The 20,335-nt window shown below is 34.4% G+C and carries 13 protein-coding genes and 1 CRISPR repeat array (1 of these 14 only partly in view); of the genes, 8 read left to right on the forward strand and 5 right to left on the reverse strand.

Annotated elements, in window-relative coordinates; all coding sequences use genetic code 11:
* Nucleotides 1–1,555: a CRISPR direct-repeat array (repeat unit 36 nt; unit sequence GTCATAATTCCCCTGCGTTTCTTGATGTGATATGAT); it begins 195 nt to the left of the window's first position.
* 410 nt (nt 1,556–1,965) lie between these two features.
* The 5 genes from SPD89_RS09885 to cas9 form a co-directional block, all read right to left on the reverse strand.
* Nucleotides 1,966–2,124, reverse strand: a complete 159-nt coding sequence (locus tag SPD89_RS09885) for a hypothetical protein (protein WP_336261784.1) — start codon at nt 2,122–2,124, stop codon at nt 1,966–1,968.
* Between the two features lie 89 nt (nt 2,125–2,213).
* Entirely contained in the window at nt 2,214–2,891 is a 678-nt protein-coding gene (locus SPD89_RS09890) for an Rpn family recombination-promoting nuclease/putative transposase (protein ID WP_336261785.1), read from the reverse strand.
* Nucleotides 2,892–2,948: 57 nt separating this feature from the next.
* Nucleotides 2,949–3,269, reverse strand: a complete 321-nt coding sequence (gene cas2 / locus SPD89_RS09895; protein WP_336261786.1) for a CRISPR-associated endonuclease Cas2 — start codon at nt 3,267–3,269, stop codon at nt 2,949–2,951.
* Nucleotides 3,262–4,164 (reverse strand): type II CRISPR-associated endonuclease Cas1, encoded by a 903-nt coding sequence (cas1, locus tag SPD89_RS09900; RefSeq protein ID WP_336261787.1) that lies wholly within the window; start codon nt 4,162–4,164, stop codon nt 3,262–3,264. The genes cas2 and cas1 overlap by 8 nt, the downstream gene beginning before the upstream one ends.
* Nucleotides 4,154–7,390: a type II CRISPR RNA-guided endonuclease Cas9 gene (cas9, locus tag SPD89_RS09905; RefSeq protein WP_442961111.1), complete on the reverse strand. Its 3,237-nt coding sequence runs from the start codon at nt 7,388–7,390 to the stop codon at nt 4,154–4,156. Before cas9 ends, cas1 begins: the two co-directional genes overlap by 11 nt.
* Before the next feature lie 391 nt (nt 7,391–7,781).
* Here cas9 and SPD89_RS09910 point away from each other — a divergent pair, with 391 nt between their 5' ends.
* The 8 genes from SPD89_RS09910 (at nt 7,782) to SPD89_RS09945 (ending at nt 20,226) form a co-directional block, all read left to right on the forward strand.
* Nucleotides 7,782–8,390: a DUF1819 family protein gene (locus SPD89_RS09910; RefSeq protein ID WP_336261789.1), complete on the forward strand. Its 609-nt coding sequence runs from the start codon at nt 7,782–7,784 to the stop codon at nt 8,388–8,390.
* The gene (locus SPD89_RS09915; protein WP_336261790.1) at nt 8,390–8,968 is read left to right on the forward strand and encodes a DUF1788 domain-containing protein; all 579 of its coding nucleotides are present in this window, start codon (nt 8,390–8,392) and stop codon (nt 8,966–8,968) included. The genes SPD89_RS09910 and SPD89_RS09915 overlap by 1 nt, the downstream gene beginning before the upstream one ends.
* A 23-nt stretch (nt 8,969–8,991) precedes the next feature.
* Nucleotides 8,992–12,540, forward strand: a complete 3,549-nt coding sequence (gene brxC, locus SPD89_RS09920; protein WP_336261791.1) for a BREX system P-loop protein BrxC — start codon at nt 8,992–8,994, stop codon at nt 12,538–12,540.
* A gap of 51 nt (nt 12,541–12,591) precedes the next feature.
* Nucleotides 12,592–16,101, forward strand: coding sequence for a BREX-1 system adenine-specific DNA-methyltransferase PglX (gene pglX / locus SPD89_RS09925; RefSeq protein ID WP_336261792.1), 3,510 nt, complete (start codon nt 12,592–12,594; stop codon nt 16,099–16,101).
* A 162-nt stretch (nt 16,102–16,263) separates the two neighbouring features.
* Complete coding sequence (locus SPD89_RS09930; protein ID WP_336261793.1) at nt 16,264–16,620, forward strand: AbrB/MazE/SpoVT family DNA-binding domain-containing protein; 357 nt, start codon at nt 16,264–16,266, stop codon at nt 16,618–16,620.
* A complete protein-coding gene (locus tag SPD89_RS09935) occupies nt 16,613–16,891 on the forward strand; it encodes a type II toxin-antitoxin system RelE/ParE family toxin (protein ID WP_336261794.1) in 279 nt (92 codons plus the stop codon). Before SPD89_RS09930 ends, SPD89_RS09935 begins: the two co-directional genes overlap by 8 nt.
* A gap of 58 nt (nt 16,892–16,949) precedes the next feature.
* A complete protein-coding gene (gene pglZ, locus SPD89_RS09940; RefSeq protein WP_336261795.1) occupies nt 16,950–19,502 on the forward strand; it encodes a BREX-1 system phosphatase PglZ type A in 2,553 nt (850 codons plus the stop codon).
* 181 nt (nt 19,503–19,683) lie between these two features.
* Nucleotides 19,684–20,226 carry a recombinase family protein gene (locus tag SPD89_RS09945; protein WP_336261796.1) on the forward strand — a complete coding sequence of 181 codons (543 nt, stop codon included), beginning with the start codon at nt 19,684–19,686 and terminating at the stop codon, nt 20,224–20,226.
* Nucleotides 20,227–20,335 lie beyond the last annotated feature (109 nt).

The raw sequence follows: 20,335 nt of genomic DNA on the forward strand, positions 1-20,335 counted from the left end.
AAGTCATAATTCCCCTGCGTTTCTTGATGTGATATGATAAACTATTGTCGTGGAATTCTTTAAAACTGGTCATAATTCCCCTGCGTTTCTTGATGTGATATGATAAACGTGCACAATACTGTTCCCCTTGGTTAGTCATAATTCCCCTGCGTTTCTTGATGTGATATGATAAATCAATTTAAAGCAGATCAAGAGCAATTGTCATAATTCCCCTGCGTTTCTTGATGTGATATGATTTTAGTGGTGATTATACTTGCGAATGTAATGTCATAATTCCCCTGCGTTTCTTGATGTGATATGATTCATTCACGAAACGGACAATGAAAATAAAGTCATAATTCCCCTGCGTTTCTTGATGTGATATGATTCGATAAGAATAATGCTGAAATAGAGAAGAGTCATAATTCCCCTGCGTTTCTTGATGTGATATGATCCTACACGACTAGACGAGGTCGCTTCTACGGTCATAATTCCCCTGCGTTTCTTGATGTGATATGATCGGCACTCAAATGACCTTGATTAGAGAAACGTCATAATTCCCCTGCGTTTCTTGATGTGATATGATGTACCAGAAGAAGAACTCATGACTGTGAACGTCATAATTCCCCTGCGTTTCTTGATGTGATATGATTGTTTATATGGACGGCGTTCGGGATAAAAAGTCATAATTCCCCTGCGTTTCTTGATGTGATATGATTCAAACGTTTAGAGAGTTGGACAACTTTGTGTCATAATTCCCCTGCGTTTCTTGATGTGATATGATTTGCTTATGTTACTAGATATAATTACAGGGGTCATAATTCCCCTGCGTTTCTTGATGTGATATGATAACATTTGATTCAAGGAAGAGTATTCAAGCGTCATAATTCCCCTGCGTTTCTTGATGTGATATGATGTTACCGTCGATTTAACATGTGATTGTAGAGTCATAATTCCCCTGCGTTTCTTGATGTGATATGATGATTGGTAGTGATATGTTGCATCATAATGAGTCATAATTCCCCTGCGTTTCTTGATGTGATATGATGCGTCTAGCGCAACAAATGCTCGGGAAAAGGTCATAATTCCCCTGCGTTTCTTGATGTGATATGATTCAGAGTGTAGATAAGTTAGAAAAGATAAGGTCATAATTCCCCTGCGTTTCTTGATGTGATATGATGGGTACTGGTAAATTAACACGTCACGAATTGTCATAATTCCCCTGCGTTTCTTGATGTGATATGATTCATTATTATATACAGAAGTTTCAAAACACGTCATAATTCCCCTGCGTTTCTTGATGTGATATGATAAGCGTGCATTTAATAAACTCTATATCATGGTCATAATTCCCCTGCGTTTCTTGATGTGATATGATGGTGCTCCTGTCGCAACTATCAAGGGCAGTGTCATAATTCCCCTGCGTTTCTTGATGTGATATGATAGGTTCAAACCATTTTATCGTTTATGATGGGTCATAATTCCCCTGCGTTTCTTGATGTGATATGATATAGAGAACACTATCTATGATGTTCTTGTAGTCATAATTCCCCTGCGTTTCTTGATGTGATATGATACAAGCCTTGAAAGCCCTTGATACTTCCCCGTTTCAAGGGCTTTCTTTTTTAAAAAAATGAATTTTTTCTGATTGAAATTTAAATATATAATCGTTTTTCATTCAATATCATTCAATATAGATTTTGGATTTCTATTTGGCAAGTATGATTTCGTAAATATCCTTTTTTTGCCGAATCATTTTTTCTGCTATTTCTAATTTACCTTCTTTTATTCCTTCTATCCTAGACTCTTCGGTCGCCGTCATTACTATAGAACCCTTTCCACAAAGATATTCCGCAATGTTAAAAAGTTCTAAGTTTAATTTCCTTCAAAGAAAATTTTCTGGTTTCATATTTAAGGTATATAGTTTTGGAGGTATTTTTGAATAATAACAAGTAAGTAAAATAATCATGCAGATAGACTGCATGATTATTTTAGATTTCGTTTAATTTTATTTATATCTTCTTCAGATAATCCTGTTAATTCAATAATTTCGTAAATATCTTTTTTTAGCTGAATCATTTTTTCTGCTATTTCTAATTTACCTTCTCTTCTTCCTTCTTTCCTAAGTTCTTCAGCCGCTGTCATTACTATAGAACCTCCTTTCGCAGAGATTTTTCTTGCTATATTGACTGCTTGTTTAGCAGTAAAATTCTGCCTCGCATTTAATACATACTTTATAAAGGTTTAAAATAACCCATAACTGTTGGCTTCTCTTTAAGTTTAAGAAATGCTTCAATACCCCGTTTAAATGATGCAATAAATTGTTCTTCATCTGGTGATTGTATATGTTTGATAATATCAAGAAAAATTCTAAGTTCAACTTTTCCCTTTATATCTTTCATACCAAAACTGTTCAGGTCATAAATAAGATACTCGTAATTTGGAACATATTTTTGTATATTTGGTGTTAAATCATTGTATCCAACAATAACGTCTCCAAGTGTTTTAGCAATATCCCAACTCTTTTGTCCATGATAAATGACTAATGGGATCACAATCGGTAGCTCATATGAATTTTCCTTCTTTATCTTGTTTTCCCATATTTCTATCATATATTTTAAAAGCTGAAATGATACATTGGTTGAAAGATAACTTTTATGTTCAAATAAGAAATAAATATATCCATTATAGCCATTGATTGTTACTGAAAATAATAAGTCTGAAAACGTTTCTTCCAAATCCTTCGAAATAAAACTGTCCTTTTTTGGTTTTAATGTACTTAATTCTATTATACCCAAAATTTCATCTGGTAAATAATTTTTTATAAAGTCTTCTGCGATTTCTATATTGCCAAGGGTTTCTTTGAAATATTTATCATGTGGATTATTAATAGTTCCCACGCCCTCACTCACTTTCCGAATATCTTCCATTTCACTTGAAAAAAGCACAAATAAAGCTTTTAGAAGTCCCTAAAAGAAATCAACTTTATCTGTGCCTAATTCTTCTTCAATTGTTTTCGTTCCTAATAATATTTCCATGTTTTCATACTGTTTTTCAGTAATTGCCATGGAACGAATTGCACCTTCAACAGGTGGAATATGTTGCTTGAGACGACGTAAATGTTTTTGCACATTATCTTGTCCATTACAAATGCGACTATAAACTGAAAACTGTAACATCGTATAGCCGTCTTTTAATAAAAACTTTCTAAACCTCGTATACTCTCTTCTTTCTTTGGATGTTGTTACCGGCAAATCGAAAAAAACAATGATCCGCATGAATCTACTCATACGTATGAGCTGCTAAATTTACTAGTTCAGGTAAAATTAATAATTTTGCATCTCGCTGCCGGCATGCGGATACAAAGCTACTAACCATACGATCCACTCCATGTGTTACAGATAATCTTTCATTACTCCAACCCGCTTCAATTTCCAATATTTCGAAAAGATGCTTTCTAACTTCAGCAGACCATTCTGTTTCTGCATCAACATTATAACGTACTACTACATCTACAAACGGACGTAATACTTCAATAAAGTCATCAGCTAAATTAAATGCATTTAATTTGCTGTCGTGAAAAATGCCCATACTAGGAGTAAATCCATATCGAACCAATGCTCGCGAAACTAAAGAACGCATTATACTGTACCCGTAGTTTAATGAAATATTAAATATATTGTCAGTTCTACGTTGAAATCCTAAGCCAAATAACAATTCAAAATATAGCTTCGCAGCATACGCTTCCCTGTTTGTACGGTCACCTGAATCTACACTTCTGCTAATTGCATACAACTTCTCGGCTTCTTCTCCAAAATGTAGTAACTCCAAACAACGGGCTTGATTTTCTATTTTCCGAATGACAATTTGCTGCCAAATTCGTTTCTTAAACGGCTTGTGTAAATTCATCTGCATCTCTAATACTTCCTGTTGTCTAGAATGCCTGTGAAATGGTTGAACGATTCCACTCGGCATTCTTTTTCGGTCACAAACAATTATTTCTACATGATATTCCGTACATTTACTTAATAATGCGTGGGTAATTGTAATTGAAGGCTCTTCTAAAGTTACTGTACATATATCTTCTAACGGTATTGTTACTTCTTCATCTTGTTTAATAACCAGTTGTTCATTTCTTGTAGAAAGTTTTGCTGGTTTTCTGATAACTAGATGCCTATAGGACATGGCGCTTTTCCTTGTTGACTTTGTAAAGGTTTCCTAAAGGATCTACTTGGTATTTTACAAGACTAATTAAATTTCTCGATCCTATTCGGTCTTGAAAGCTATTTTCATGGCTTATTATAGTAAGCGCTCCTGTTCTTACATCAACCATTCTGAAATAAAAAGTTCCCTCTTTCCAAGCTATTGATTCTCCTAAAGAATTTTTTGATGTTTTCTCTCTTGGCATCTTTAACCTTACTATATCATTTGGGTATAAGTTATATATAAACTCAAAATCATTATTTATAACTTCCCATTCACTATAAGGTTTATTAGCAGTTATAAACTTCTCTGGCATCCTCCCCGCCAACACATCACTCACATAAACAGGAGCTAAATAATATTTCCCTGTTTTCTTATGCCTGAAGACTTCCGTTCGCACAATACTAGCGTTTGCTGCAATAGCCTTGTCACCTAATGGCATCGCACGGTTAACAAAATCCTCTATTTTCACACTTCGTATAATCGGAGCATTTTCCGGATTTTTCGCCGGTTTATATAATGGCTCAGCAAATGCCTTACTAGCATTTCCTCCATATTCTAAATAACGTTCCTTAATTGCATTATACGCTCCCGGATCAGACTCCTTTCCATACATGGGAAAGTCCCCGGTTTTCTTGTCAAATGAAATATTTTCCAGTTTTGTCTTTGTAACAACTCTCATTAATCCTCGCTCGTTATATCCACGATGCCTTCTCACAGTTTCTGCATGAATCTGTCCTTTTACAGACCGTTTAGGCATTCTTGATACAAAAATTGGCTTCACTTCATTAATAAATTCCTCATCATAGCTATCCAAAGATAAACTTTCTAAAGCCAACTTTAACTTATTTGGATCTTGAATCAATCGCGCTACTAGTTCGCGTCTAAATCCTTCCCATGGTTCTGGGAAATGTTCGCCTTCCCTACGTAATAATTCAGCCACATGAACCTCTCTCCGCTTGAAATAATTACTTACTTGATGACGGAACGGATGACTCACTCCAACGATGACCGCATCCACTGCATGGTGCAAATCGTTTTCAGATCTATTTTTATTAAATCCCCATCTTTTTCGCATTAAAGAAGTATATGCACCATTGACAGGATAAACATATTGCTTTCTACCCTCTATTTTTCGAAACTGTAGGTTATCTTCTATGAAACTCTTTAAAAATCGAGTAATATATCTTGTATCATTCAAATGTCGCGCCTTAAATTCTTCTTCCTGTTCTCCATCAAAGTTGTCTTTCAATAATAAATTTTTTTTCTTTCTGCTGACTTTAAGTGCATTTACATAAGAAATATATTCATTCCATCTAGCATCATCTGACCCAAACCATTCGTAAGGAGTACGGTTTTGCTTATTTTGGTTTTCTTGTACAAGTACTAAAACTTTATTATTATTACTATCATCAAAACTTCTGCTATACGGGATAATATGGTCAACTTCTGCATATCCCGTTGAAAACAATCTTTCCATTGGAATCTCTTTCAATGAATATGCACATTTACCATCTTGCTCTTGCCATAATTTATATTTTAATATGTCATGCCCTCGTGGATTACTTATCTCTGGATGGAGTTCTCGAATATGCTTTCGTGCTTGATCATTAACTGTTCTATTTTTTGAAAACAGTTTTTCAATCTCGCGACGTTCACTATAAGGTCTTCCCATTTCCCTTGCCAATTCTATATAAATTCCTGATGGCGATCCATACCTTTTAATAATACTGTTAACTACTTTTCTAGTTTGCGATAATGCACGAATGACAACTGGATTAGCAATCTCATCAGCTGGAATAACTGGGAGTAACTTCTTCTTTTCCTTGCCAATCCGCTGGTTAAAATTGTATCCCGCCTTTTTACAAGCTTCATTATATTGATATCCCTCTTCAACAAAAGGTAATATACGGTTCAGCGCTTTCAACGACAAATGTCCAAATTGAGAAAAGTCCAAATAAAGCAGCTCTTCTATCAATTTATCATCATACGCTCTATTTGCTAGATTTCTAATCTTTCTGCCATTCTCGCTAACATATTCATTCTGTAAATACGCTCTAGCATCTTGATCATCTTTATAAACCGTTACGGCATAAGCAATCGTATCGTAATCAATCGGGCGATAGGAATGCATCATTGTCTTGCCTTCCACTTCTTCAATTATTTTTCTAATTTGATATGTTCCTTGTAAAGATAAAAATACCCTGTTTTCATTTTGTGCATTCGTTTTACTAAAATCATAAAACAATTCATTAAATCGTTCATCCTTTTGAAGCTTCAATGCTTTTCTTAACTGACTATATTTCACTTCTTCTTTATCTAACATTAACTCCAGTGCTGCTATTTGCTCTTCAGATGTTAATGACCTCTGTGGTGCGTTACTAGAAATAATCTTCAACCGATTTAATTTATCTAGGGCTCGGAATCTCTCAAACGTATAGGAAGATTTAGGTGCCCGCTTCTCATCTCTTTCAAAGGTGCAATTTCCAATTTTTTTAAATATATCATCTGCTGTGGAAAATGGTCGTTGGGAAGACCAAATACGCAAATACTCTTCTTCATTCTCATTGCTCGCAAAAGGATGCCCTAATTCACGTTGTGTCTTAAATACAAGTCGAATTTCCTCTTCAATTTCACTTCGAGCAACAACGTGTGAATAATCTCCACCTTTGTTTCGTTTCCGACCCTCAAACTTTTCATCCATACAAAGCATTTCTGCCACTGTACGATAACCTTTTTCTTTCATTAATTCTGCATTTGCTTTTACGGCTTGTAATAATGCTCCACCTTCCGTTTCTTTCGCTTCACTTTTGCGATTTGATTTAAAGCCGCGATTTTTACCGTAATGGATTAAAATTCTAGCAAATTCGCGGTCTGTTAATTTTCGTTCAATACCATTCACACGCAAAATCCATAAATCAATATCCCCATCCTGCCAGTCATATAATTTCTCGGCTTCTACTCGTGATAACAAACCTTTTTCAATAAAAAAATGTCTGATTCTACTGACACGATAACGCCTTCTTCGTATCGTTCTCCTGCTAGACCTTGCTTCACGTCTTGGGGTTGCAAGTGAAGAACCATCTTTCGGATTTTCTGCAGCATCAAACATACGTACATTCATTGCTTCTATTCTGTTTTTGTCTTCATTAATAACTGCCCATCCAATTGATGTAATTCCAATATCTAACCCGATTGAATATTGCACAGCTATCATCCTTTTTTCGTATTTTTATGTAGCAAATTTTAAAAAATCTATAAAAAAAAGACTAACCTAGTAGTCTATGTCTTAAATAATAAATGGGGAACTCCACATATAAGTGGAGTTAGGCGATCCCCAACGCCACGGCATTCTGCCTTATCATAACAACCCTGCGATCCTTGATCTGATATGATATAACGACCTTCCCCTAAGTCGCTAGCACTATTATATTACCTTATTTTACATAAGTCAATACTTTTTACTATATTATTGGAAGGTTTTACATTTTTATGCCACTCTATGCCTTTTAAGGTTTTTTGCACAATAAAACTTTTCAGATAAAAACATAAATATGCTAAACTATTAGTTAATAAACGGACCATGAGGATGGATAATTTTGACAAAAAACTGGCAATATCGATCTACAATTAAATCAAGACCTTTTTTTTACATCGAAATGAAAAAGCTGGCAGAACTTATTTTACAAGGGTTTAATGATTATGAAATTCGTAAAAAAGTAACGGAGGAAAACATCCTTCAAATAAATAATCTAACGAGAAGAAAAGAAGTTGCAGCAGCAATTTTAAAACGTCTACATATTTTAGATGAGTTCTTATTAAAACAAATTAAACAAAATTCTGTCGAAACAAGTAAAGCTATTGTTCTTTACTCAATCATGAAAACAGATCGTTTATTTTATGAATTCATTCATGAAGTAGTCTATGAGAAAATTTTAATTGGTAATTTTATAATAAAAGATTCCGATCTAGAAAATTATTTTGAAACAAAGAAAACGCAAAGTAAAATTGTTTCTTCTTGGAAAGAATATACAATCTATAAATTAAAACAAGTTTACAAACGAGTTCTTTTTGAGGCTGGGATTCTACGACATGAAAATCAACATCACGCAATCGTTATCCCAATCATTGATCCTTCTATTATTGAACATATCAAACAAATTGAAGATACACCCTTTATCCAAATCGTTTTAGGAGGAGGTAAATAATGCGAACCATCCATGATAGATTGGACGAAATTGTGCCAAAAATAACTGATCCGAGTTTTAAGGATAGTAAAGGGTTAGGAAAAGAAGTTGGCTATCATATATTCGATTATGACCCAAAAAACGAAATGACCGTTCGGAAACATATTCCTTATATCAAAAAAGAAATTAATGAAAAATACCAACCCCTTTCTATCATTGAATGTAACTTATTTCAAATCGTCCTCCAAATATTAGAGGAAAAAGGTTACTTAGAGAAAAATTTTACGATGGAACAAAAACGTGGCAGTAATTTTGTACTAAATGCGACAAGAAAATCGTTAAGACTAACACTAGAGAATGATCTCGTTATCAACCATATTAAAACTAAAGCCGAAAACCATGACATTCTATTCATCACTGGGGTGGGAGAAGTCTTTCCAATTATTCGCTCACACGTCATCTTAAATAATATCCACCGTGCAGTCGAAGACCAACCGGTTATTATGTTTTACCCGGGAAAATATAGCGGACAAGACCTCATGTTATTTGGTGAAATTTCAGATGGAAATTATTATCGTGCCTTTAGACTGATTGATTAGAAGTTTAAACAGGGGGAAGTAAAATGCAGATTAAAAACATGTTTGACCGTAAAATTGACCGTGAAATAAAGGGAGTTATAAAAGTTGGGCAAGACGATGACCAAAATATAAAACAAGAACTCGAAGAATATGTTGTCACTGAAGAATTACATAAACATATCGAACAATTTTTCGCTGCATACAGACGAGGTCTGACAGAACCGACCGATAAAATTGGTGTATGGATTTCGGGCTTTTTCGGATCTGGTAAATCACATTTTCTTAAAATCTTATCGTACTTAATTGAAAACAGAGAAATTGCTGGAAAACATGCGATAGATTACTTCGAAAATAAAATTACAGATAAGACCGTACTTAATAATTTACAACATGCAGGGAATGTCCCATCTGACGTTATTCTATTTGATATCGATGCAAAAAGTGAATCAGATTCTATGGCTGGACAAGATTCCATCGTTATCGTGTTGAACAAAGTATTCAATGAGATGCAAGGATTTTGCGGAGCGATTCCATGGATTGCTGAAATGGAACGAAAAATGCAAAAAGACGGTACATATGAAGCTTTTAAAAACGCCTTTCAAAAACATTCCGGAAGTGCTTGGGAAGATGCACGAGAAGATTTTTATTATGAAGAAGATGCAATCATCGCATCATTAATTGAAACGACCCAAATGAGTGAGGAAGCTGCACGAAACTGGTTTGAACGAACGGAACAAGAGTATTCCATCAGCATTGAGCGATTTGCTTCGCGAGTAAAAGAATATATCGAAACACAGGAACACCCGAACCACCATGTCGTTTTCTTAATTGATGAGGTTGGTCAATACATTGGCGATGATTCCCGAGCAATGCTCAATTTACAAACAATCGTTCACGAACTTGGGCGTCAATGTAAAGGAAAAGCATGGATCGCTGTTACGAGTCAAGAGGATATTGATTCCGTGTTAACTGTTAAAGGAAGTGATTTTTCTAAAATTCAAGGTCGCTTCGATACAAAACTAAGTCTATCCAGCGCCTATGTCGATGAAGTAATTAGAAAACGGATTTTAGCTAAAAACAAAGCAGGTGCTGACACACTTGGAGAAGTTTTTCACGAAAAACAATTTGTATTACAAAGTGTCCTAACTTTTCCCGATAGTAAAGTGGAAATGAAACAATTTACAGACAAAACAGACTTTATTGACGTATATCCATTTGTTCCCTATCAATTTAATTTACTACAAAGTGTCTTTACAGCGGTAAGAATTCACGGAGCATCAGGGAAACATTTAGCAGAAGGAGAACGATCTCTTTTAAGTGCTTTCCAAGAATCAGCAATCGCTTTTTCGAAAAAAGAGGCCGGTACACTCGTCCCCTTCTCATCATTCTATGAAACGATTGAACAATTTTTAGATTCTAGCATCAGAACTGTCATTATTCGAGCAGGTAAAAATGAACAATTAGAAGCATTTGATGTAAAAGTTTTAAAACTTTTATTTTTAATAAAATATGTAAAAGAAATCCCAGCAACTCTTGAACATATCGCAACATTACTTGTCGACCATATCGATACAGATAAACTTGCATTAAAAGGAAAAATAGAAAAATCACTTATTCGTCTCATTGATCAAACATTAATAGAAAAACATGGAGATGAATATGCGTTTTTAACAAATGATGAACAAGATGTTAACCAAGAAATTAAAAACATACATATTGATTCGGGAAATGTCATTGAAAAAATTGGTGAGAAAATTTTTAGTGAAATTTATCCTGACAAAAAATACCGTTATTCCAAGCAATATGACTTTTCATTTAATACGATTATCGATGACCGTCCAATCGGCACACAATCTCATGATATTGGCATTAGGGTGCTTACCGCTTATGCAGATGTTCATCTTGACTATAATGATGCGGAACTAAAAATGATGTCCATGAGAGAAAATAATGTCATTGTCAAATTATCACAAACGACGGATTATCTAGACGAAATGGAATCCGCTCTTAAAATTGATGCCTATTTACGAATGAATAGTGGAACAGCAATCTCTCAAACGATTGAAGATATTAAAATGAAAAAAACACGAGAATCAAATGAACGGAAAGAACGTGTAACCACCTATTTAAAAGCTGCGTTAAAAGATGCGGAAATTTTCGTGAAGTCACAACAGCTTGACATTGCGAAAAAAAATCCAATCGATCGAATCAATGATGCCTTTCATATTCTCATTAAAACAGAGTATCACAAAATTGATTATATTGAGAAATTTGTCCAGAAGCCGACAGACTTAGAAAACCTGCTGACATCGGATCAGTTAAGTATGGAAATGTTAGAAGAAAACAAATTAGCCCGAAATGAAGTAAACAATTATATTACGCGCCTTTCCGACCGTAATCAAGCTATGACGTTAAAAAGTATTACCACTCATTTTGAACAAAAACCATTTGGCTGGTTGGAACTTGATATTAAAGCATTACTGATTGAATTATTTAAAGAGCAAGAAATAAAATTACATTTTAATAGTGCTGATTTAAAGCTGCAAGATCCTCAATTTATTGACTATCTTACGAAAAGACAATATGTTGAACGAGTGATTGTGAAAAAGCGCGAACGGATCTCTTCTATTCTTATTAAAAATGTTCGTGATTTAAGTACTGAGTTATTTAATGTCGCGTCCCTGCCAACAGATGAGGATAATTTACAAGAAAAATTTAAAGAACATTTACAATTAGAACTGGAAAAAATAAAAGATTTATTACTCAACTATCGTCATCATCGTTATTATCCTGGAGAAAGTATTTTACAAGATGGACAAAAAATGATGAGTGAGATTTTAAACATTCAAGACACGACTACCTTTTACAATAAAGTCCGTGAATACCGTCATGATTTACGTGATTTTGCCGAGGATTCGAAGGAAATTTACCATTTCTTTAAACACCAGCGAACTATTTTTGATGATGCACATAAAAGACTATTAATTTTTGAACGTAATCAAACATTCATCACAGATGCATCCCTTGCTGAAAATCATTCTATTATAGAAAAAATTGTAAAACACGCGTCACCGTATGGACAAATTAAAAAACTACCTGCCTTATCCCAACAGTTTGATGAGTTGTTTATGGAGATTATTGAAGCGGAATGTGAACCAGTAAAAGCAGCTATTCGTCGAGATAGTGAATTAATCCAAAACGAACTACAAGCCGATGCGCAAGCAGCACGTGAATTTGCAGGTACATTTAAAGCACAGTTCTACACACTAGAAGAGCGGCTTGATTCCGTGCAAAACATTTCAGAAGCGATTGCGATGGAAGCAGAAAGTGACCGTCTAAAAGTGCGTTGCATGGAGATAATCGATCAATTTATTGAAGAGAGAGAACGTAAAAAAACACCGGTACCAACTGGAGAAGATGAAAAAGAAAGATATGTTACACCGAAAAGGAAAACAAAAACATTAAGTAAAAATCAAATGATCAAAGGAACACATTCCTTCCAATCAGAAGCGGACATTGATTTGTTTTTAGATGATTTACGAAATAAATTAATCGATGAACTTGATGAAAATACGACGATAAATTTAGTATAACAGCTTTAGGTAGACATTTGTCTACCTTTCTACATACAGGAGGAATTAAATATGGATAAAGGGGCTATTAAAAAGTTTGCCACGACCGCTCGGATAAAACTACTTGCGGCGGTAAAGCAACGCGCTTTTGAGCTTGGCATTACTGAAGATGAAATAAAAGAACCAGATATATTTGAAGACGGCTTTCGGATTAACGATCTTTTTTTTCACAAAAATGAAATGGAGCAACGGGATCATCTAATCAAAAAAATAAACCAAACAAGTTTTGAACATGTCATCGATGAAGTCGCCTACACTTGGTTCAACCGCTTCATTGCCATTCGCTTTATGGAAATAAATGATTATTTGCCAACTGGAGTCAGAATGTTTTCCTCCCTTGAAGCAGGTAAAACAGAACCAGATGCCTTAACAGAAATTGATTTATTAATCGATGAATTAGATCTCGATAAAAATTATATTTACGAACTGCAAGATGTAAGTGATAATGAAGAATTATTTAAATATATTCTCATCCAACAATGTAATCAGCTTGGGAAAATGATGCCACTTGTTTTTGAAGAAATTATGGGTTATACAGAACTGCTTCTACCTGATTATTTGTTAGCAGAAGGTTCGGTTATCCATGATTTAATTTCAATGATCAAAGAAGATGACTGGACAAGAGAAGTTGAAATTGTCGGATGGCTTTATCAATATTACAATGCCGAGAAAAAAGATGAAGTATTTGCGGCTTTAAGAAAAAACATAAAAATAACGAAAGAAAATATACCCGCAGCTACACAATTGTTTACTCCAAGATGGATCGTCCAATATATGGTCGACAATTCCCTTGGACGCTTATGGATCGAATCTCACAATGATGACGAGTTACAAGAAAAGTTGCCTTATTACTTAGAAAGTGCTGAACAACCCGAAGAAGTAATAAAAGAGTTAGATAGAATTACAAATAAAAACATCAATCCTGAAACGATCACCTTTTTAGATCCTAGTATGGGTTCAGGACATATTCTCGTCTATGCGTTTGAAGTTTTATATGAAATTTACTTATCACAAGGATACCGGGATCGCGATATACCAAAACTGATTATAGAAAAAAATTTATACGGACTAGAGATCGATGAACGAGCAACACAACTTGCCTATTTTGCGCTAATGATGAAAGGTCGTCAATATAATTCACGAATGTTTGATACTCCTGTTAAATCGAATGTCCTTGCGATTACAGAAAGTAATGAAATAACAACAGAGGATATGGCTTTATTTATTGGAGATGATGAAACGTTTCGCGCTGATATTGAAACACTAGTAGAAACATTTATAAATGCAAAACTTTTTGGATCAATTATTGAAGTTCCAGACATTGATATTAACAGATTAAGAGAGCGAGTTGCCGTTTTTCATGAACAAGTAGACTCTGATTTATTCGCTCTCGAATTTAAGGAGTACACCCTCCCTGTTATTGAACGGTTAATAGATCAAGCAAAATTACTGCAGAAAAAGTACGATATCGTCGTTACAAACCCACCGTATATGGGAAGAAAAGGGATGAATCCAGAGTTAGTAAAGTATGTAAGAAAACATTATAAAGACTCCAGTGCAGACCTATTTGCAGTATTTATGGAGGCTGCAAGTAGCTTTACAAAAGATCATGGATTTCTTGGAATGATTAACCAGCATGCATGGATGTTTTTATCTTCCTATGAAAAGCTGCGAAAACACATGTTGTTAAATCACCAAATCTATTCAATGGTCCACTTAGGTACAAGAGCATTTGCCGAAATTGGCGGTGAAGTTGTTCAAACAACTTCATTTGTTATGAGAAAAGAAGTTATCAAAAATTTTGTAGGTACATATGTAAGATTAACAGATGTAGATAATGCTGAAGAAAAATCGCGTGAGGTTTTTAATACGGAATTATATTATCATCGAACACAAGATGGTTTTTCGGATATTCCCGGGTCACCTGTTGCATATTGGGCAAGTGAGAAAGTTAGAAAGCTTTTTCGTGAAAATAAAAAATTAGGTGAGGTTGGAACTGCAAAAGAAGGTTTGAAGACAGGAAAAAATGATAGATTTTTAAGATTTTGGCATGAAGTAGAGTCGGTAAAAATAGGTGATAAATCAAATAGACTGAAGTGGCATTTTATTAATAAAGGTGGACCATATAGAAAATGGTATGGAAATAATGAGTACGTAGTTAACATAGCAAATGACGCTAAGGAATTACGAGAGTTTAGTAGAGCCTCTTTAAGTAACGAAGCCTTCTATTTTAAAGAAGGTATAACTTGGTCCGATGTTACGTCAGGAAATTTTGGCGCCAGATATTCATCGATTAATCAATTATTCGAAACTACGGGACCGACATATTTTATTGATTCCAAGGTAAGTTATGCATTAGCATTAATGAACTCGAATGTTTTTAATTATTTAACTCCCTTAATAATGAGTACAATGCATTTTAAAAAAGGCGATGTTGAGAAAATGGCTTTTGTATCAACATCACCAGAAAAAACAGAATTTATCTCGGAAATCGCAAAACATAATATTTCCCTCTCTAAATCCGATTGGGACTCATTCGAAACTTCTTGGGATTTTAAGTTGCACCCTTTCGTTGAGTTCAAACAAGATGCTACGAAACTGGAAGACGCATATAAAAATTGGGAACAAGAAGCAGTGCATCGTTTTGAAACTCTTAAAGCGAATGAGGAAGAATTAAACCGAATGTTCATTGATCTTTACGGATTGCAAGATGAGTTAACACCAGAGATTGAGGACAAAGATGTAACGGTGAATAAGGCAGATCAAGAGCGTGATGTAAAGTCATTTCTCTCCTATCTTGTCGGCATTATGTTCGGTCGTTATAGTTTAGACGAAGAAGGTCTTGTTTTTGCTGGTGGAGAATTTGATTTAAATAACTACGAGACTTTTAAACCAGATAAAGATAATATTATCCCAATCACAGATGAAATGTACTTTGAAGATGATATTGTCGGTCGGGTAATCAAATTAGTTAAACTCATCTTTGGCGAGGAACATATAGAAGAAAATTTAGAATTCATTGCCGATACATTAACAAGAAGACGGAACGAGACTGCAAGAGAACGGATTAGAAGATATTTTCTAAAAGAATTTTATAAAGACCATGTACGAACCTATCAGAAGCGTCCGATTTATTGGCTCATTGATAGCGGTCGTCAAGATGGATTTAAAGCGTTAGTCTATTTACATCGTTACAAACCCGATCTCTTATCACGAGTTCGTACCCAGTATTTACACCCGCAAGTTAAAAAATATGAGGATGAAATCAGCCGGTTGAACTTAACGATGGAGTCAGATGTTTCTCAGGCAGAAAAAACAAGAGCAAGAAAAACAAAAGAAAAAATTGAGAAACAAATTTTTGAATGTCAAAGTTACGATCAAGTCATCGCCCATATGGCACATCAACAAATTGAACTTGATTTAGATGATGGTGTAAAAGTAAACTATGCAAAATTTCAAGGAATCTCCGTCCCACAAGGAGAAGGAAAACCAGCTTTAAAAGCCAATATCTTTGCGACATAAAAATATTGGGTTTTATTGGAATTGTCCCTTCCTTTTACCTCTAATATAGTTTGTAATAAATCCTAGAAACCCATTTCCTAGAAATGAGAAATGGGTGTCGGATTACAGAGGGAGAAATATACTACGTTAGAGGTCAAATTTCCTTTAAAGGAGAAGAATGAGATGGCTAATAAGGATGTTAAGAAAATATCTGTTTCTGGTAAACGACAAATGACTATCCCCAAACAATTTTATGATGAATTACAGATAGGTAGCGAAGTAACATGTCAAATTGTCGATGGTACCCTCGTTATTACACCAGTTCGAGAGACGTTAGATTTTAGTGACTTTATTTTGAAGGATTTAGTTATGGAAGGATATGAAGGCGATGAGTTGATTAAAGAATTTAAATACCGGAAGTCACAAATAAATGGAGCCCTTCTTAAAATGATTGATGATGCCAAGAATTATGATTATAAATCATATGCTAGCGCTGAAGAGCTTTTTAATGTTTTGGACGATGAGGACGAAGATGAGTGATTTTCAAATTCATTTACTTCCAGGGGCACGGAAATATTTAAAATCATTAAAAAAGAATAAGCACTTACGTAATAAATTTCAAATAGTTATAGATGAACTCCGGAAAAACCCTTTTCTAGGAGAAGAAAAGAAAGGAGATTTAGCTGGAGTTTTTACTATTGACTTTACGTACAATAAAACAGTTTATGAATTAGCTTATTTTATTGTTCAAAAGCAAGACGGACAATATATCTTTGTTATTTTAGCAGGTACAAGAGATAAGCTTTTATAAAGAATTAAAGCGGTATCTTAAATCATTGTCATAGCGAGGTGAAAGTTGCAACCGTATTTTGCAACGGTATATGAATGTTATTGATGTACAAAGTATTTTAAATGAATTATTTGAAGAAGAGTTAACGAATGATCGTGATCGTCATATTATATTCTGGTACGATGAAGCAGCTGAATTTATAGATGAAGTGGATAAGTTGGAACTCGATGGTGTTCGCATCTTGAAATTTTCAGCCCATAATTTATTTGCAACGAAATATGAACTAGAAGTAAATGATCTTACCTCCCATTTTCTTTTGTACACAAATAGTCAAAAGCCAGCTCCCCGTGAAGATTGGCTATTTAATTTATATAAATTAGGTTCTGAATTTACCGCAGATAAGATTACTATTTTTATGCGAAAATTGGGATTGGAAGATGATAGACTAAGACCGGTATTTATGGAATATGGGCAGTTTTTTAATAGCAATGCTAGATTTGAGAGTTTTAGAAAATATCCAGTAGACGTATACACGGAAGAATCAATAGACCTAAATGTACTAAGTGTCTTAACACGAAGTCGTATAAATACAATGGACGAAATTTTAAAAGCACTATTTGCTTCTGAACAATCGGGTGAATATGAAGCATGGAAGATGATTAAAAAGTTTGGTAATGAAGAAAAGTTTTGGGCTTTGGTTGAGAAATATTATGGGTACACACTTGAAGAAAAATCTTTGCAATCCTTACTAACCTTTTTTATGATGACCTATGTGACAGAACAAAATGTCGATATCAATTACCCAAAAACTTGGACAGAATTCGTAAGTCCTCGTCCGACTAATGCGATTGTATTCATGAATCAGTGGATGAATCACCGAAAAGACCGGTTGATTTTTAATGCTTTATCTGACCAAATTTCTCATCTTTCAAAAATAGAAATGCATATTAAAGAATGGGACATCCATGAGTTATCTGCTTTTGATGCTTTTCGAATTTTTGATGAGCGAATCATCGAATTTATTGCAGATCAACTAACGAATAAAGTTGGGCATTATGAAGATTATGAAGAGTTAATCATGAAACGGCGAAAAAAACATTGGTATCCAGAATATAAAGATGAATATGAAGCATTAATGCAAGCAGCAATATTTTTTGAACTAGTGGACAAGCTCGATCAATTTATTCCAGAAGAGCAAGCCACAACTATTTTCCATTCCTATGTGAACACGTACTATAAATTAGACACGTATTACCGGAAATTTTATATCGCTTATGATAATTTAACGGCAAAAGAACCACTCAGAAATGTACGAGAATTACTAGAATCTACCTACACGAATTGGTTCGTTCAAGAATTGGCGATCAAATGGGTGAGTGGTTTAGAGCGTGCAGGCGATTCTTGGTTTTTACCACAAATTAAAAAGCAATCTGATTTTTATGATGAATGGGTAAAATCCTATGTTGATAATGATCAACGTGTTTTTGTCATTATCTCTGATGCACTCCGTTTTGAGGTAGCAAAGGAATTAATGGAGACGTTAAACAGTGAGCGAAAAGCTTCGACTGAGTTAACAGCTGTACAAGGTGTTCTCCCTTCATACACAGCACTTGGCATGGCTAGTTTACTGCCACATAAATCCTTAACAATTTCAAATGATGGAGAAGTTTTTGTTGATGGAATAAGAGCATCTAGTACAAAAAATCGCAATACAATATTACAAAAGTACGAAACCGAATCAGTCGCTTTTACATTTGAGGAACTAAGTGCAATGGGTCGGGCGTCGTTACGTGAAGCTTGCTCAGGGTTAAAAGTTGTCTATATTTATCATAATGCGATCGATGCTATTGGAGATAACCCGGCAACAGAAAGAGATGTTTTTTCAAGTACTGAAAATGCAATGAATGATATCAGTGTACTAATCAACCGACTTGTAAATAATCTCAGCGCTTCAAATATATTAATAACAGCAGATCACGGATTTGTTTATCAACGGGATAAGTTAAATATAAGCCAGCTTACTTCCAAGCAAACGGAAGATAGTATCATAACGAACCGACGTTTTATTTTGTCTGAGAAAAATAACCAAATGGAGGGAACTCTCTCCTACCGCATGGATGAGATGCTGCAAGACGAACAAATAAAATACGTAACAGTTCCTAAAGGAGCAAATAGATTCCAAGTTCAAGGTTCTGGAGCTAATTTTGTTCATGGAGGAGCGATGTTACAGGAAATCGTTATTCCCGTAATTACGTTTAAAAATGATCGAAGTAAATCGAACAGGCATGTCGTACGCCATGTAGATGTGAAACTAACTAGTCCAACTAGAAAGATTACTAGTGAGGAAATGTATGTAGAGTTTTTCCAAACGTCAGCAATTGAAGAAAAGACATTGCCTTTACATTTACGTGCATATTTTGTTGATGAAGATGGAGATGATATTTCAAACGAATGTCGGATCATTGCAGATTCAAAAGCGGATGAAGCATATGAAAGAACGTGGAAAGAGAGGTTTATCTTTAAATCCATTTCCTACGATCGGACTAAAAATTATTACCTAATTCTAGAGGATGAAAATGGAGCTATTTATGAACGCTATCCATTTACGATCGATATAATCCCTATAGTATAAAAATTTTAAACGAGCACCTCTTATGGAGATGCTCGTTTTTACTAAACGTCTTTTTATTTTTTCGTACAGAAATTTTTCAACAAAAACTAGTGTATCAACATTTGCCCCAAAAAGGAACTGTTTAGGGAATAAATCATAAATATGCTATAATAATTTAAGTATTTTTAAAAAGGAGTTTAACATGTTAATCGGGTATATAAGGCCATTACAGGATGACCTGGAATGCGAAGAACAAAAAAATCAATTACTGAAAAATAACTGCGAGAAAATTATTCAGGAATCACATGCCTCAGCTAAAATAAGAACTGAATTAGAACGTCTGATGGGGATGATTACTGAACAAGATACAATTGTTGTGACTAAGTTGTATGTATTAGCGGATTCCACTCACCATTTGGTTGAATTAATGGAGGAAATAGAAAGAAAAAGAGCCTTTTTTATTTCTGTCGATGAAAAAATTGATACGAGTAAAAAAGAAGGCTATCCTTTCAGCTATATCGTAAAACATGTAGCCAACTTTCAAAGCGAAGTAATAAGTGAAAAAACGAAAAAAGGAATGAATAAAGCGAAACAAAAAGGGATTTCAACAGGTCGGCCGAGAAAACCGGATGAAAAGGTGCAGCGAGCCATTCTCATGTATAAGAGTAAAAAATACACATTAAAAGAAATTAGAGAAGAAACAGGGATAAGCAAATCAACGTTATATCGTTACTTGGAAAATTAACAGATTAAAAATACCGAAAAATAAATAAGACACTCGGTATTTCTAATTCCTAATTTTTAAAAAAATAAATATAATCTTGACCCTTCTCAGGAGAGAGGCGCTAGAAAGA

The sequence above is a fragment of the Pseudogracilibacillus sp. SO30301A genome (assembly GCF_037072025.1).
Classification (GTDB): Bacteria; Bacillota; Bacilli; order Bacillales; family Amphibacillaceae; genus Pseudogracilibacillus.